This is a genomic window from Vagococcus sp. WN80Y (assembly GCF_059621045.1).
In genome coordinates this window covers 144,567-161,349 of sequence record NZ_JCAQHY010000007.1, presented here as the reverse complement: position 1 = coordinate 161,349, position 16,783 = coordinate 144,567, and the positions used below count along the sequence as shown (strand labels likewise).

General features: G+C 37.6%; 16 protein-coding genes. 12 read left to right on the top strand and 4 right to left on the bottom strand.

The window, feature by feature from the left end:
• Positions 1-262: 262 nt before the first annotated feature.
• Entirely contained in the window at positions 263-640 is a 378-nt protein-coding gene (locus AC5KOD_RS02325; RefSeq protein WP_496912934.1) for a hypothetical protein, read from the bottom strand.
• Complete coding sequence (locus AC5KOD_RS02320) at positions 637-1,938, bottom strand: Y-family DNA polymerase (protein ID WP_496912933.1); 1,302 nt, start codon at positions 1,936-1,938, stop codon at positions 637-639. The genes AC5KOD_RS02325 and AC5KOD_RS02320 overlap by 4 nt, the downstream gene beginning before the upstream one ends.
• 316 nt (positions 1,939-2,254) lie before the next feature.
• On the opposite strand from AC5KOD_RS02320, the gene AC5KOD_RS02315 reads away from it, so the two are divergent.
• Entirely contained in the window at positions 2,255-3,016 is a 762-nt protein-coding gene (locus AC5KOD_RS02315) for a class I SAM-dependent methyltransferase (protein WP_496912932.1), read from the top strand.
• A gap of 61 nt (positions 3,017-3,077) precedes the next feature.
• Here the strand turns inward: AC5KOD_RS02315 and AC5KOD_RS02310 are convergent, their stop codons facing one another.
• Positions 3,078-3,389: a DUF1827 family protein gene (locus AC5KOD_RS02310; protein ID WP_496912931.1), complete on the bottom strand. Its 312-nt coding sequence runs from the start codon at positions 3,387-3,389 to the stop codon at positions 3,078-3,080.
• Between the two features lie 331 nt (positions 3,390-3,720).
• The gene (locus AC5KOD_RS02305; protein ID WP_496912930.1) at positions 3,721-5,943 is read right to left on the bottom strand and encodes an ATP-dependent Clp protease ATP-binding subunit; all 2,223 of its coding nucleotides are present in this window, start codon (positions 5,941-5,943) and stop codon (positions 3,721-3,723) included.
• A gap of 389 nt (positions 5,944-6,332) precedes the next feature.
• Here AC5KOD_RS02305 and ykzS point away from each other — a divergent pair, with 389 nt between their 5' ends.
• The 11 genes from ykzS (at position 6,333) to AC5KOD_RS02250 (ending at position 16,717) form a co-directional block, all read left to right on the top strand.
• Positions 6,333-6,521, top strand: coding sequence for a protein YkzS (ykzS, locus tag AC5KOD_RS02300; protein ID WP_496912929.1), 189 nt, complete (start codon positions 6,333-6,335; stop codon positions 6,519-6,521).
• A 180-nt stretch (positions 6,522-6,701) separates the two neighbouring features.
• Entirely contained in the window at positions 6,702-6,968 is a 267-nt protein-coding gene (locus tag AC5KOD_RS02295) for a phosphocarrier protein HPr (RefSeq protein WP_209527462.1), read from the top strand.
• The gene (ptsP, locus tag AC5KOD_RS02290) at positions 6,968-8,689 is read left to right on the top strand and encodes a phosphoenolpyruvate--protein phosphotransferase (RefSeq protein ID WP_496912928.1); all 1,722 of its coding nucleotides are present in this window, start codon (positions 6,968-6,970) and stop codon (positions 8,687-8,689) included. Before AC5KOD_RS02295 ends, ptsP begins: the two co-directional genes overlap by 1 nt.
• A 266-nt stretch (positions 8,690-8,955) precedes the next feature.
• A complete protein-coding gene (locus AC5KOD_RS02285; protein WP_496912927.1) occupies positions 8,956-10,008 on the top strand; it encodes an LTA glycolipid anchor biosynthesis glycosyltransferase, IagA/BgsA family in 1,053 nt (350 codons plus the stop codon).
• 40 nt (positions 10,009-10,048) lie between these two features.
• Complete coding sequence (locus AC5KOD_RS02280) at positions 10,049-11,254, top strand: glycosyltransferase (RefSeq protein ID WP_496912926.1); 1,206 nt, start codon at positions 10,049-10,051, stop codon at positions 11,252-11,254.
• 21 nt (positions 11,255-11,275) lie between these two features.
• The gene (locus tag AC5KOD_RS02275; RefSeq protein ID WP_496912925.1) at positions 11,276-12,328 is read left to right on the top strand and encodes a lysylphosphatidylglycerol synthase transmembrane domain-containing protein; all 1,053 of its coding nucleotides are present in this window, start codon (positions 11,276-11,278) and stop codon (positions 12,326-12,328) included.
• A gap of 238 nt (positions 12,329-12,566) precedes the next feature.
• Positions 12,567-13,448 (top strand): NAD(P)-dependent oxidoreductase, encoded by an 882-nt coding sequence (locus tag AC5KOD_RS02270; RefSeq protein WP_496912924.1) that lies wholly within the window; start codon positions 12,567-12,569, stop codon positions 13,446-13,448.
• Positions 13,449-13,568: 120 nt separating this feature from the next.
• Complete coding sequence (locus AC5KOD_RS02265) at positions 13,569-13,802, top strand: YkuJ family protein (protein WP_496912923.1); 234 nt, start codon at positions 13,569-13,571, stop codon at positions 13,800-13,802.
• 186 nt (positions 13,803-13,988) lie between these two features.
• Positions 13,989-14,999: a signal peptide peptidase SppA gene (sppA, locus tag AC5KOD_RS02260; RefSeq protein ID WP_496912922.1), complete on the top strand. Its 1,011-nt coding sequence runs from the start codon at positions 13,989-13,991 to the stop codon at positions 14,997-14,999.
• A gap of 275 nt (positions 15,000-15,274) precedes the next feature.
• A complete protein-coding gene (locus AC5KOD_RS02255) occupies positions 15,275-15,766 on the top strand; it encodes an RDD family protein (RefSeq protein ID WP_496912944.1) in 492 nt (163 codons plus the stop codon).
• A 15-nt stretch (positions 15,767-15,781) separates the two neighbouring features.
• Positions 15,782-16,717 carry a hypothetical protein gene (locus AC5KOD_RS02250; RefSeq protein ID WP_496912921.1) on the top strand — a complete coding sequence of 312 codons (936 nt, stop codon included), beginning with the start codon at positions 15,782-15,784 and terminating at the stop codon, positions 16,715-16,717.
• The last annotated feature ends 66 nt before the right edge of the window (positions 16,718-16,783 follow it).

Sequence of the window (16,783 nt, the reverse complement as noted above, 5' to 3'; positions counted from 1 at the left end):
AACAGATACCTAGAAAAAATTTGTATTCTTCTCTAGGTTTATTTATGTTGCATTAAAAATCACAACAAACAATTTTAAAATAGTTCAGTTTTTACTTGACCTTTTTATAGCTGGCTTAATAGTAACTCTATCTATTTGTTGATACAGTTTCATTATATATGTTAATTATTATTAATGGAAGAGTAATTGTACGTTTGTGTTTTTTTTAGTTATTAAAGATACATTTAATTATTTAATTATTTTTTTAAAATCATTTTTATCATTATCGGTTAAAATTGTACCATTTATGAAACTCGTATAAAATTATGTGTCTAATTTCGTCATAGTCTATTTTTTGATTAGCAACGTAAATACTTCGGGAATCGTGACCTTGAATTGTGCCAATAATCGCTTCGTGGTACTGTTCTGCTTGAGTGACGTCTTTTTTTTGAATGACAATAGGAAGATTTTTTAGTAAGGCTTGTTCTAAGAGTTCACTGATTTCTTTATGTGACAGTTGGGGCTTTTGAGGGATTAGTTGAGCTTCCTTTTCTCCAAGAGCCTCCATCATGGCAGTATGTTCTGAGAGATAAAAACCAGCCCATTTTTTCATCCCTCTATCTTGATAATTATCGAAAAAGCCTGCTTCATCCGAGTTCATTGTAGTCCCTCCAAACCGCCAGCATGGCCACCTACTAAATTGCTGCGAGAAATAGCTGTCCCGCCTTCCAATAATGAGTTTGCATGAAGAAGAGCATCATAACCGTATCGTTGTCTAATAGTATCAACCAATGAATCTAAGCGGTGGTTTGCTAGCTGTTTATTGCTTTCGGTAAAAAGGTCTAGCTGAATATCAGTGTGCTCGACTAGACTTGAATAGGTGATTCCGAGGTGGCGAACGGTTTGCCCCTGCCAATGCCGATTGAATAAAGTTAAACAATAGTCAGCTAATTTTAGAGAGTGATTGGTCATTGGGATTTTCATCTGTCTTGAAAAATGTCGTTTACCCTCTGAGTCAGTATCTGAAAAACCGACAAAAAGCTGAATACACTCAGTTTGATAATGATTCTTGCGCAAGCGAGCGGCAACTTGATCAGCCATCTCACGAATGACGATTTCAATTTCGTCTTGCTTGGTGTAATCTCTGGTTAATATCTGAGAATTATTGAGTGACTTTTCTTGGGGAAGATATCGATCAGCTAAGTGACTTCGATCTACTCCCCAAGCATGTGCCCAGAGCTGTTCACCGATGATTCCCAGGCGTTCTTTTAGCCGGAATTGGTCTGTATGAGCCAATTCATAAATCGATGTGATTCCCATTTTATTTAGTGTTTTAGCTGTTCGGTGACCAATTCCCCACATCTCAGTCATAGGTGAGATTTTCCAAATAGTGTTAGGAACGTCTTCGTAGCGCCATGTTGCGATGAAGTCATCATTGTGCTTAGCTTCAATGTCTAAGGCGACTTTTGCTAATAAGGGATTATCACCAATGCCAATGGTGCAGTAAAGTCCTGATTCTGTTAAAATGGTGGTTTTAATTATTTGTGCCACCTCATAAGCATTTTTACCAAAGAGGTGATAACTATGGGTAATATCAATAAAGAATTCATCGACTGAGTAGCAAAAAAAATCCTCATCGGCCGCAAATCTTCGAATGATTTCGGCAATCTCCATGTTCCTTTTGAGGTATAAAGACATTCGAGGAGGGACAATTTTTAAGTCAGGATGCTCAGGTAAATCAAATTTACGCATAACATTGGTAATACCGAGTCGTTCTTTGGCTGCAGGAGAAGAGGCTAAAATTAAGCCTCCGATGTTTTCTCCGTTACTCATGACGACTAACATTGTCTCAAGTGGTGGCCATCCGTTTTCAACACACTCGATTGATGCATAAAATGATTTCATATCGATACACAAAATCTCTCTTCTAGGCTCGTTATCATATCGTTTATCGCTCATTTTAATCTCTCTCCAGTATAAAATAGTAATGAGGAACATTTGTACATACCTAATTATACGAACGTATGTTCTTTTTGTAAAGGAAGAAATAGTTAAGTATAAATGGAAAAATAGCAAGTGGATATGATAGACTAATTATAAGAGCCTTATAGAAAGGATTGTTATTATGGTGAAACAACGAAGTAATTTCTCGGAACAGTTGAGTTAACTGACAGAACTGAGCTGAGTTGAATCATGCATTAGTCACAATCTGTCAGTGGTTCTCTGTTCCGCTTCTAACCTGATGATAAAGTGTAAGGAAGAAAGGAAGAGAAAGATGATAACAAAAGAACAGGCTAAAGTAATGTGGCAATTAGAGGAGAAAAGAGGATTCTCAGGGTGGGATTTTTCGTATCTCGACGATCGTTGGAAGTTGTCTGAAGTACCATGGGAGTATGAAAATTTGATAAAGGATCATCTAAAGTTAACAGACATGCTGCTGGATATGGGGACAGGTGGCGGCGAGTTTTTACTGACCTTAAAGCATCCTTATTTACAAATTGCTGCGACGGAGGGCTGGTTACCAAATTTTAATTTGCTACAGAAGCAATTAGTTCCCTTAGGAATAGCGGTACAATTTGTTGAAGAGGATGACCAATTAGCTTTTCCTGATCAGATGTTTGATTTAGTTATCAATCGGCATGAATCATTTGATATTAAAGAAGTGAGCCGAGTACTAAAGCCAGGTGGGATTTTTATTACTCAGCAAGTCGCAACTGGAAATAATCAACGGTTGATTCAATTGATGACACCGAATATGCCACCTCTTTTTCCCGAGGTTAATTTAAAAGCGATGAGTCAAGCTTTTATTACTCATGGTTTCGAGGTACTTTTGGCTGAAGAGGCGTCATTGCCCTTTTATTTTTTTGATGTGGGGGCATTTGTTTATTATGCGAAAGCAATTCCTTGGGAATTTCCTAATTTTTCTGTTGAGAAAAATGTCGAGGAGCTTTGGCAACTACAAAAAGAAATTGAAGAGGTTGGCTACATAGAAAGCAGAGAAGAGCGTTTCATTTTAGTTGGAAAAAAAGAAAGTTAAATCAATAAAAGACGAGAAAAGGTTCTTTTCTCGTCTTTTGTTGACTCATAATAGTTAAAAACTAGGCTTCGACAACTGTTTCACTTTTTGAAGGGAGTGGAATAGATATTTCTACAATACCATCTAGCTGGATAATACTTAGAGAATCTTTGTCGTCGGGGTCTTTTACTAGCCGTCTAAGGACAGTCTCAACCTCATCTTTTTTGATGTTACGTTGTTTATTTGTAATCAGTATTTCTTTATGAGCAGGGGCTTCAGTATAGATAACGGAAGTTTTCCCAAGCGTAAACACTTTAATAAAGTTCGCATCAGTGCTTTCTAATTGTTTGTTGACTAAATCAGGATAACTATTAGTGACGTCAATCAGTTTCATTTCTCTCACCTCACACATTCATTTTACAAATCGGAATACTTAAGGTTAAGCTTTCTGATTCTTTATAAGATTGTCTTAAGCATAGTATAACGCTTTTGCCTCAATAACTCAAAGATATCTGCTTGATTTTTATGCAAAAAATGTGCTTTTTATACTAAGTAACTGAAATCGTTGAAAACGTTTCGTTTTTTCTATTTAGATCAGTGATTGGATAGGATAGTTCTAGCTTTTTTTAGCCATTCATGAATGGTGGGCTTAAATAAAAGAAAAATAGAGACTTAGCAAATGAAAAAGTGATGGGCTAAGTCTCTATGTTTCTCTTTAGCGATAATTAGTTAGGAATATCTTCTGTTATAACTATCGCTTCTTCTTGTAGAACGGCAATTTGGTCATCCTCATCAATAACCGCTTGTAGTTGTTTAATGGTTGGATGATCTAAGTAAAACTCTGCAATATTATCTTCTAGTTGCTCTTGAATTACTCGGCGAAGTGGGCGAGCCCCCATTGTTGGATCGTAACCTAAATCGACTAACTTTTCTTTCACAGCAGGAGTTACATTGATGTGAAGGTGTTGATCAGCTAGCATTCTGTTGACATCAGCCAACATTAAATCAACGATTGTTAAGAGACTTTCCTTAGTCAATGGTTGGAATTCGATAATTCCGTCAAATCGGTTTAAGAACTCTGGCTTAAAGTATTGATCTAAACGGTCCAATATCGCTCGTGATTTACTTTCTCGACTTGCGCCAAAGCCAACATTTGCTTCTACGTTACTTGTTCCAGCATTACTGGTCATGATGATTAAGGTGTCCTTAAAGCTAACAGTTCGTCCTTGAGAATCAGTTAAACGTCCGTCATCAAGAATTTGTAAGAACATATGTAAAACATCTGGATGGGCTTTTTCAACTTCATCTAATAAGATTAAACTGTAAGGATTACGACGAACTTGTTCGGTTAATTGACCAGCTTCATCATAGCCAACATAGCCAGGAGGAGCTCCAATTAGTTTCGCTACACTATGTTTTTCCATAAATTCACTCATATCAAAACGGATCATTGTTTCATCAGAGCCAAACATTTCAAGCGCTAATTGTTTCGCCAATTCTGTTTTCCCAACACCAGTCGGCCCTACGAATAGGAAGGAACCAATTGGTCGACTCTTTTTATTTAGACCAACACGGTTACGACGAATAGCTTTGGCTACTTTATCGACAGCCTCATCTTGACCAATGACGTGATGTCTTAAATCAGTTGCTAAGTTTTTCAATTGAGTTTGTTCTTTTTCTTTCAAATCACCAACTGGGATACCTGTTTGCATTTCAACGACTTTTTCCATGTCTTTTTCGGTGACAATTGGCATATCCTCATCACTGACTTGTTTGTCTTTTAAGGCGGTTAATTTGGCCACTTGATCACGATAGTAAGCAGCTTTTTCATAATCTTCTTCAACAGAGGCAAGTTGTTTTTGCTTTTCTGCCTCTACTAGGCGCTCTTCAATAACTTTTGGGTCCATAGTTTGAATAGTTAAATTCTTTTTTGACCCTGTTTCATCTAATAGATCGATTGCTTTATCAGGTAAAAATCGGTCTTGGATGTAGCGACTAGAAAGTGTAACTGCACTATTAATCGCCTCATCAGTATATTTAACATGATGATAGTCTTCGTAGCGTTTTTGAATCCCTTGAAGAATCTTTATGGTTTCTTCCTGTGTTGGTTCGTTAACTTGAACAGGCTGTAAACGTCGTTCTAAAGCAGCGTCTTTTTCAATGATTCGATATTCATTGAGGGTTGTAGCTCCTACCATTTGCAACTCGCCTCGAGCTAAAGCTGGTTTCAAGATATTTCCTGCATCCATGTTGCCATCCCCAGCGCTCCCAGCACCAACTAACTCGTGAACTTCATCAATAAAGAGGATAATTCGTTTATCATTTTGAACCTCAGTCATTAATTGTTGCATCCGCTCTTCAAACTGACCACGAATCCCTGTTCCTTGAACTAATGACACGACATCCAACTGGATCACTTCTTTATCTGCAAGCTTTTGCGGAATATCACCACTTGCGATCATTAGCGCCAAACCTTCGGCAACAGCTGTTTTACCAACTCCAGGTTCCCCAATTAAGACAGGGTTATTTTTAGTTCTTCGGTTAAGAATTTCAATCACACGAGTTATTTCTTGGTCACGACCAATAACAGGATCGATTTTCCCTGCTCTAGCTTGTTCTGTTAAGTTTAATCCGTATTCATCCAAGAGAGTTCGTTTCCCACCGTTTTGAGGGCCACGAGGAGGCAAGCCTCCCCCACCTTGTTGTGGATTCAGTTGATTTGGTTGTCCTTGCTGATTTCCCATTTGTTGAGAGAGGGCGCGGAACCAATCATCAATTGAACTAAAACCATAAGGATCTTGGTTTGCTGCCATTTTATGTTGACCTTGTTGTTGGGCTTTTAATTCTTGGTAACAACTTTGGCAATAATCTAATTGTTTTCTTTCGCCTCCGACATTTGCATAGAGGTGAATGGAGGCTTCATTTTTTTGACATTTTTGACATAGCATTCATGCTCACATCCTTTTATTAGTTGTCTAGCTAAATCGGTTTGACCAATCCTAATCAAACAAGGATTAATCATTAGCCTATTGGTTAAAACGGGGTTGACCTATTTTGACCTTTGAATTAATTATAACATTTTTTTTGAGACAATCAAGAAATGTGATTGCCCATTTATCAGAGCTGTTTATTTCTTATTTAAAGGTAAGGGGTTTAGATGAGCTAGCTATCGAAAATGTGCTAAAATAGAGACATCCTTTCAATTATTCTTTATTTCTCAGTTACTAGATAATTAGGAGTAAGGCAGACAATTAAAAATAGAAGGGATCAGACTAATATGTTTCAAAAAGAAAAGCAGTTAGTATTAATCTGATATTATGGAAGGTGAGGTGGAAAAATGATTGTTAATCCTTATGAAGAACAGCTAAAAAAATTAGTGTCAGGGGAGCTTCAAGACCTTGTGGTAGAGCAAGAAGATTTTTTAGTTTTTCGTGAGGCATGGCTGGCTCATCCTCAGCGGAAAGAGATTGTAGGCGAGGCCGGTTTAAATGGTCGAATTGTTTATAGATTTCTGAAAGAAATGTAAAAAATTGAAAATATTAGGTGAAACTTCGTCAAAAGATATAAAAATGTTGTAACTGTGCCAAAAAAATGGTAATCTTTACAATTGAAAGGGTAAATAATTAAAACCTTAAATTTAGTCCATGAAAGGCTTTAAGTAAAACCCTCGATTAAACAAAAACATACTCAAAGGAGAACGATTCTTATGGAAAAAAAAGATTTTCACATTGTAGCTGATACAGGGATTCATGCACGTCCTGCAACTTTACTAGTTCAAACTGCTAGCAAATTTAACTCTGATATTAACTTGGAGTATAAAGGCAAATCAGTTAACTTAAAATCAATTATGGGTGTTATGTCTCTTGGTGTAGGCCAAGGTGCTGACGTCACTATTTCAATTGAAGGTGCTGACGAAACTGAAGCTTTAGCAGCAATTGTTGAAACAATGACTAAAGAAGGCTTGTCTGAATAATGGCGGAAATGTTAAAAGGGATTGCGGCAAGTGATGGTGTTGCTATTGCAAAAGCTTATTTGTTAATGCAGCCTGATTTGTCATTTTCTAAAAAAACAGTAGAAGATTCTGAAGGTGAACTGGCTCGTCTTGAAGGCGCGTTAGCTAAATCAACAGAAGAATTACAAGCCATTCGTAATAAGGCAGCTGAAACATTAGGTGAGGAAGAAGCGCAAGTTTTTGATGCTCATTTGATGGTCTTATCTGATCCAGAAATGATCGGCAGTATTGAAACAAGTATTCGTGACAACAAAACGAATGCTGAATCTGGTTTAAAAGAAGTTACTGATATGTTCATTGGTATGTTTGAAGGCATGGAAGATAATCCTTACATGCAAGAACGTGCTGCAGACATTAAAGACGTAACTAAGCGTGTTTTAAGTCACTTATTAGGAGTTAAATTGCCAAATCCATCAATGATTGATGAAGAGGTAGTAGTAGTCGCTCATGACTTAACGCCAAGTGATACAGCACAATTAGATCGTCGTTTTGTTAAAGCGTTTGTGACGGATATTGGGGGACGTACGTCTCACTCAGCTATTATGGCGCGCTCTCTTGAAATTCCAGCAATTGTTGGAACTATGGAAGTAACGACTAAAGTAGCTGAAGGCGATATTTTAGCTGTCAATGGTATTGATGGCGAAGTATTCATTCACCCGACTGACGAACAAAAACAAGCGGTAGAAGCAAAAGGTGACGAGTTTGCTGCTCAAAAAGTTGAATGGGAAAAGCTGAAAAATGCTGAAACCGTTACAGCGGACGGTAAACATATTGAATTAGGTGCAAACATTGGTACACCAAAAGATCTTGATGGCGTTAGAAATAATGGTGCGGAGGCGATCGGTTTATACCGGACGGAATTCCTATACATGGACTCACCTGATTTCCCAACGGAAGAAGATCAGTACCAAGCCTATAAAGCGGTGTTAGAAGGCATGAATGGTAAGCCAGTTGTTGTTCGTACAATGGACATCGGTGGCGATAAAGAATTGCCATACTTAACACTACCACATGAAATGAACCCATTCTTGGGCTATCGTGCAATCCGTATTTGTTTAGCTGAAGATGAAATGTTCCGGACACAGTTACGTGCGCTTTTACGTGCGTCAGTTCATGGACCACTTCGTATTATGTTCCCAATGATTGCGACACTTCAAGAATTTAGAAGTGCAAAAGGTCTATTGGAAGAAGAAAAGGCTAAATTGGTTGCTGAAGGTGTGACAGTATCTGATGATATTCAAGTTGGTATCATGATCGAAATTCCAGCTGCGGCTGTAATTGCGGACAAATTCGCTAAAGAGGTTGACTTCTTTAGTGTTGGTACGAACGATTTGATTCAATATACAATGGCTGCTGACCGGATGAATGAGCGCGTTTCTTACTTGTATCAACCATATAACCCTGCTATCTTACGTTTGCTTAAGAACGTGATTGATTCAGCTCATGCTGAAGGTAAATGGGCGGGTATGTGTGGCGAAATGGCTGGGGATCAAACAGCTGTACCGTTACTTGTTGGTCTAGGTTTAGATGAGTTTTCAATGAGTGCTACTAGCATCTTGAAAACACGTAGCTTGATGAAACGTTTAGATACAGCTAAGATGGCTGAATTGGCTGATAGAGCAATCAATGATTGTGATACAGCGGATGAAGTTGTTGCGTTAGTTGAAGAGTATACTAAATAATAAATTGAAGCCCCGAGTCAGTTCAAGTTGCTGACTCAGGGCTTTTTTGTTTATCTGACTGTTCCAAAGTAATAAGGCTTTTCTAAGAAACAGCGATAGATTTATGAAATCTGATTAATTATGGTATAATATCTCAAGAAGAAAATTGTCATACATTAACCTTGAGGTCAGATAAAAGGAAGTATGCGACACTTATTGAAACAAGTAGAAGGCTAAAGCTTAGGGACAACCTTAGTAATGTTATTGTAACTATTGGAGGGAACTGTATGAAAGTATTACTGTATTTTGAAGGCGAGTTCGCCTTAGCAAAATCAGGCATCGGGCGGGCTTTAGAGCATCAAAAGAGGGCGCTAACCGAGGTGGGAATTGCGTATACGACAGACTCTACTTGTACTGATTACGATATTTTACACATTAATACATATGGAATAAACAGTAAGCTGATGATAAAGAAGGCTCGGAAAATGGGAAAAAAAGTGATTTATCACGCTCATTCGACGGAAGAAGATTTCAGAAATTCATTTATTGGGTCTAATCAAGTTTCGCCATTGGTTAAGAAATACTTAGTAAGTCTTTATACTAAGGCTGACTATCTAATCACTCCAACGCCTTACTCTAAACGATTATTAGAGGACTATGGAATAAAGTTACCAATTCGGGCGATTTCAAATGGAATTGATTTGGAAAGATATGCGAAAGATTCTCGGAAAGAGGAACTTTTTAGGAATTATTTTCAGATTTCTGAGGATGAAAAGGTCATTATTTGTGTCGGGCTGTATTTTGAGCGGAAAGGTATTACTGATTTTATTAAATTGGCAGAAGAATTTCCGGATTACCGGTTTATCTGGTTTGGTCATACGCCACTTCTATCTGTTCCTGTACATGTAAGAAAGCTCGTGCTAGAGGATCACCCAGAAAATGTTGAATTTCCAGGCTATATTAAAGGCGATATTATTGAGGGGGCTTTTTCGGCCTCCGATTTATTCTTTTTTCCTTCTTACGAAGAAACTGAGGGAATTGTGGTATTAGAAGCTTTGGCCAGCCATCAATGTGTCTTGGTCCGAGATATACCTGTCTACGATGATTGGTTGGAGGATGGGATTAATTGTTATAAGGGTGCTTCAAATCAAGAGTTTTATGATTTAATTAAAGGAATTGTTGAAGGGGAGTTGCCCGATACTCGTCAACAGGCTTTTGAAGTAGCAAAACAAAGAAGTATTGTTGAAGTTGGTAAGGGGCTGAAAGAAGTTTATGAGGAGCTTTTATCTTCAAAGACAATGACGTCAACGGATGCTGATTACGCTTATCAGCAAAATTAGTTTAGTGTAGGGGATATCAGGTAATATGGAGGAAAGAACAGTGAAAATTGGTTTTTTTACGGATACGTATTTTCCACAAATTAGTGGCGTTGCTACATCCATTAAAACGTTAAAAAATGAATTAGAAAAAAAGGGACATGAGGTTATTATTTTTACGACATCAGATCCTAATGCAGAAGAAGAGTCTGGAATTGTCAGAATGCCAAGCATCCCTTTTATTTCGTTTAAGGATCGCCGTGTTGTGGTGAGCGGAATGATTGATGCTTATGAACAGGCAAAAGGTCATAATTTAGATATAATCCATACTCATACAGAATTTGGGACTGGCTGGTTAGGGAAATACATTGCCAAACAATTAAGTATCCCGACCGTGCATACGTACCATACGATGTATGAGGATTATTTGCATTATATTGCCCACGGCAAGCTGATTCGTCCTTACCATGTTAAACAGGCTTCTCGAGCTTTTTGTCGTAATCTTAGTGGCGTCGTTTGTCCTAGTGAACGAGTGGTTGATAAATTACGTCAGTATCAAATACACGCCCCAATGGCAATTATTCCAACAGGGGTTAATTTGGAAAAGTTTGAAATGACTGGCGATGAAATTGCTTCACTTCGAGAGGAATATATGTTGGCCGAAACAGATGTTTTATTATTATCTTTAAGCCGTTTATCATATGAAAAGAATATTCAAGCAATTATTAAAGGGATGCCAGCTATTTTAAAGGCAGTTCCTACTGCCAAATTGTTAATTGTTGGCAAGGGGCCTTATTTAGAAGAGTTGCAGGAACTTACTACGGACCTTAAAATAGATAATTCGGTGATTTTTGTCGGAGAGGTGTCGAATGATCAAGTTGGGCGTTATTACCGAGAAGTGGATTATTTTGTTAATGCCTCAGACTCAGAGTCACAAGGGTTAACTTATATTGAAGCTCTTGCTTCATATACAAAAATAGTTGCTAAAGGAAATGATTATTTGAGGCAATTGATTGTTGATCCGTCTTTGGGTCAAACCTTTGTGAAAGATGAAGAGTTTGCAGAAGCGTTTATTACGTACTATCATCAAGAAATAGTCGATCAACCAGACATTCGTCAAGCTAAATTATTTGAAATTTCAAGTGAAAATTTTGGAAATAAGATTGAGAAATTCTACCATGAGGCACAGTCTTATTATGATGTTTTTATCGAAGAGGACGAGGAAGATCGCGCCCATCTACCTTTACGTTTATTTAAGAAAAAAGAATAAATTCTTATTGGAGGTTAGTTGATGACTAAAAAGAATCGCCTATATTTGTATCTCGCTCTTTTAATTGGATCAGGAGTTTTGATCAATGAGTTACGAAAAATTAGCCTTCAGGAGCTTTTACAAGAATTAACGGATTTAAACATTGTTTGGTTTTTAGTTGCTATTGGGTGTATGTTGGCCCATTGGTCAATTGAAGGGAAAATAATTCAGGGGTTGTTAAAACGACAGCAAGGTGATTTTTCTTTTAAAAATGCCGTTAGAATACCGTTAATTGAGCATTTATTTAATGCAATTACGCCTTTTTCAAGTGGTGGTCAGCCAGCTCAACTCTTAGCGCTAGTTAAATCTGGCGTTGATCCTGGTGTGAGTGGTTCGGTATGTCTGATGAAGTTTGTTGTCTATCAAGTGATGATTGTGTTGAATTTTGTTGCATGTATCATTTTTGGTTTCCGCTTGATTGCTCATGAGTTACAGGAGCTTTCTTATTTTGTTTTATTGGGTTTTGCTATTAATGTCATTGTAGTGGTTGGATTATTGATGCTGATGTATTGTTACCCGCTAACCAATGCTTTAGTTACGCTGATTATGAAGGTAGTTAAGAAAGTTGTTCGTGGGAAACGTGGTGATGAATTGGAAACAGCTGTTTTTGAAAAAATGGCTAATTTTTATGATGAAAGTCAGTACATGCGTCGTGAGAAAAAAGTGATGCAACGAACCTTTAGTTTAACCTTTATTCAGTTGATCTGCTATTACATTGTACCTTATTTTATCTTACTTAGCCTTGGTGTAAGTCAGGTAGATGTGTTACAAATCGTTGTTTTTCACGCGTTTATTATTCTTATTATTTCTCTTTTTCCAGTTCCTGGTGGGACGGGAGGAGCAGAGTATAGCTTTACTTTATTGTTTGGAAGTTTTATAGCTGTGACTAGTAAATTAGTTGTTGCGATTGTTCTATGGCGAATTGTGACGCATTATATAGGGATTTTATTGGGAATGGTTGCTTTGTTTATTAAGCCAGATGTACCTAAAGTAAAAACTGTACCTGTTGAGGCTTCCTTAACAGAATTATCTTAAATAATAGGGTGGGACGAGTTATTGAGTCTCAGCCTTTTTTTGATTAGAAATTAAGTGGCGGTTGGTAACTACTTAGATAATCATGGGTATTTAACCTGATTTTATAGGTGATAGACTTGGCAATTATTTCATTTTTTAGGCTTTCTTGTTGGTAAAGAATGACAGTAAGGTTATAATAGAGATAGAATTTTCAGGAGTAAAATGACTTAAAAGGATGCAATCAGGGAGGAACTTATCAATGAAAACAATTGGATTTATTGGAACAGGTGTCATGGGAGCATCGGTTGTGAAGCATTTGCTAAAAGATGGTTATACAGTTAACGTGTACAATCGTACAAAAGCTAAAACAGATGAGCTTGTTTCGCTAGGGGCTATCTGGAAAGAGAACCCTCGCGTGATAACTGAAACGAGTGAGTTGATTTTTACAATGGTTGGCTATCCAGCAGATGTTGAAGAAACTTATTACGGAGAAGTGGGAATTTTCTCAACAGATGTCACAGGTAAAGTATTGGTGGACATGACGACTAGTACGCCATCGTTAGCTAAAAAAATTGCTAAGAGTGCCAGTGAAAAAGGTAGTGCAAGTTTGGATGCTCCTGTTTCTGGTGGGGACTTGGGAGCTAAGAATGGGACATTAACGACAATGGTTGGTGGGAATCAACAAACTTATGAGCAAATAGCGCCAATTTTTCAGGTCTTTAGTTCGAAAGTTAATCTTCAGGGTGAAGCTGGTGCTGGCCAGCATACTAAAATGGCCAATCAAATCATGATTGCCGGAACAATGACAGGAATGACTGAGTTATTAGTTTACGCTGAAAGAGCGGGATTAGATTTAGAAAAAGTATTGGATACAGTTGGTGGTGGCAGTGCAGCTAATTGGTCATTGACTAATTATGCTCCACGGATTTTAAGAGAAGACTTTTCGCCAGGATTTTTTGCTAAACATTTTTTAAAGGATTTAAAAATAGCATTAGATGAGGCGGACAGGTTGGGAATTGAATTGCCAGCTACAGCACGCGCTAAAGAGTTGTACCAAACGCTGACAGAAAAAGGGTTTGAGAATGATGGGACACAGGCATTAATAAAGCTTTGGTGGCCAAATGGAAAGCCGCAAGATTAAAATTAGATTAAGAGTTGCATAAATTATAAAAAAAAGTAAAAAAAATGATTATTTTCGGTGCATCTATTATAATAGTCTGATACAATGTAACAGAAAGTGAAATTGAAGGAGGCTTGCCCTATGAAACATTCACAATTGGTTGCAATTATCAAAAGATTGGAAGCAATGACTGAAGCGACTGATAACGAAATTCAAGTTCGCCGCTTTGAACGTGAAGGAAATGAACGATGTATTGTTACTTATGACTCAGCAAACGAGATGTTTGAATTAACGGAAACTGACACGCAACAGGTGTATCAATTTGATGATATTGATTTAGTTGCGATGGAGATTTACGAACTATTACAAGCCTAATAAGGACATAAACCAACTCAAGGAGAGATCTTTTCTTCTTGAGTTTTTCTATATAATTATTTAATTGTACTATCGTTCTGCGAGGGTGCCTGTGGTAAACTTATATGAGAAGGCTGTATGATGGAAAGTTGCAGTTTATAATTATTCCGAGCTGTAAGAGGTCGGACAATAAAAAGGAGAATTTGTATGACGAGTAAACGGTGGATAGCAGTTGGAATAGCTTTGGGTTTGTTTTTACTTTGGTTACTGGCACCAACAGCAAATGAGAAAACGTCTGTAGAAGAGTTGTTGGAATCCTCTAAAATAACTGAAAAATATGTGCGCCAGCGCGGCGATGAAAAAATAGCGTTGTTGGAAATTAATGGAACAATTGCGGCTAGTTCAGGAGACTCGCTGTTTTCGACGGCAAGCTACAATCATGATTTTTTTATGGCACAGTTAGCTGAGATTGCTGAGGATGAGTCAGTTCAAGGAATTCTTTTAGAAGTAAATACACCTGGTGGTGGAGTCTATGAAAGTGCAGAAATTGCCCGTGCAATTAAGCAAATTCAAGCTGATCGTAAGATTCCGTTTTATGTCTCTATGAAAAACATGGCGGCAAGTGGCGGTTACTATGTCTCGGCAAGTGCTGATAAAATTTATGCGGCGGATGAAACAATGACGGGGTCTATTGGGGTGATTATGTCTGGTTTAAATATGTCTGGCCTGATGGATAAGTTAGGCATAACAGACGAAACTGTTAAAAGTGGCGACTTAAAAGATGTCGGTTCAACTACTCGGAAATGGACAGAAAAAGATCGTCAGGTCTTACAAGAAATGATTGATAGTTCATATGGTCGATTTGTGGATATTGTTGCAGATGGTAGAGGAATGTCGAAAGAACGTGTTCGGGAAATTGCAGATGGTCGTATTTATGACGGGGTTCAAGCCAAAGAAAATGGACTAGTTGATGAACTTGGGTTTCCGGAAGAGGCGATGGCTGCTTTACAAAATGAGAATCATTTGAAAAATGCTTCAATTATTCAATATGAAATGCCACGTTCATTCGCTGATAATCTGGCTAATACATGGCTGGGAGCGAAAGTTAAAGGGATTTTTGGGCAAAAAGAATCGCAAGCGGATGCTTTTGCAAAGGTACTTAATAATTTTAGCTCAGACGAAGCGCCACGGATGATGTACTTATACGGAGGTGAGTAAGAATGACTGAACAAAAATATGTTGAGGATGAGCAAGAGGAAGTCAGGGAAGAAACGTCTGCTGTTGAGTTTCCTTCTGAAGATAATTTGGAGGAATGGCAAGCTAAAAAGGGTGAGCAATCCGAAGAGACAGAGAGTGTTAAAGAGGAATTGCCTAAAGAGATATCTGCTAAGAAGAGTGCAGCAGATTTTTTAATACAAAATGAAAAGAATCGTGACAATCGATTACATAGCCAACAAGAGAGAGCGGATAACCGCAAAAATTGGCAACGTTTTGTGGAGTCGCCGAAGCGTCAACAGGAGTTTAATAATTTTCCAAATTACTTTTTTGCGGGTTTTTGGATACGTGGTTTTGCTTACTTAATTGATTTAATTTGTATCAGTTTTATCACGAGTGTTTTATTAGATAGCTTATTAGGTTTTATTGGATTGACTGCAAGTAGTGGAAATTTGACACCTTACGGAGTGTTAAGTCTAGTTATTTACCTGATGTACTTCATTTTATTAACAAAGCTAACAAATGGACAAACAATTGGTAAGATGATATTTGGCATTCAAGTGGTTTGTTTTAAAGAAGAGAGCCTAAGTTGGGGAACGGTTCTAATCAGAGAAGGCGCTTGCCGTTTTATATTGAAATCTGGTTTATTTTTACTAGGTTATCTACCAGCTGCATTTACTCCTAATAAACAGCACTTGGGTGATTTCTTCAGCGATACAAGTGTTGTGACATTAAATAGTATTAAGGCTTATGAAGGGGCAAAATTTTAGAAGGAGTGACGGCCAGTGAGCGAAGCAATTGAGTTTCCCTTGAATTTTGAGCGGTATATGGAGATGGGGCAGCTAGCGTTAGATGTGGGGCAGTTAGATGAAGCTTTTATAAATTTTGAAGAAGCTTATAATTTGCGTGAAGATTTTCAAGCGAATCAATCACTGGTAGCGGTACTTATGGCTAAAAGTGAATTTATTGAGGCTAAAAAAATTGCGGATGAAATGAAGCAAAATTATTTAAGTGATAGTCAACCGTTTGAAATGTATCTAACGCTATTGGTGGGAGCACAGTATTTTATTCAAGCTCGAAAATTAGTATATAGATGTCTATTTTCTGAGAGTATAAAAGACTCCATATTGACAGAAATCGAACAAGGTGAGCAGTTCTTTCGCAAGTTTCAAAGTAAGGAGTTAATTACTAGAAAAGAGATGATTCAAGGGATTTCTGATTTGAATTTTTACCAACAGGGTAACAGCTTGCGTGAATTGGAACGCTTGCCAGAGTCGGATTATCTCACTGTCTCTATAAATTTAATTGAACAGCAATCGCTCCCGTTATTGCTTAATAACGGGTTAATTGAATCCTTAGTTGAATTGGGAGGAGAGTATGAGTTTACTACTCAAACGGTAGATGGTCTTCAAAAAGTAAAGAGTGGACTGCTTCCATTAGTTAATGAACAGAAAAGCTACTTAGCAAGTCGAGCGATTTTATTGACTCAATTAGAAAACACTGAATCAGAAATGAGTCGTTCTTTATTAGAGGAACTACGCTTGCAGTTTATTCTCCTTTATCCTTTTGCTGATGAAATAATTATCGAGCCAGAGGAGTGGGTGAAGCTGTTTATGGCTAGCTACTTTGGTCAAGACTCTGATCACTCAAGTGAGGTGAGAAAAGAGTATGTTAAGCTTCAAAAATTACTAAGAAATGAGTTAGCTCTGCTGACCTTTTAAGCGATTTTCCTATGTAAGGAAAATCGGGGATAATTGTTTACAAGCACCGCTTGATAGTGTATTATT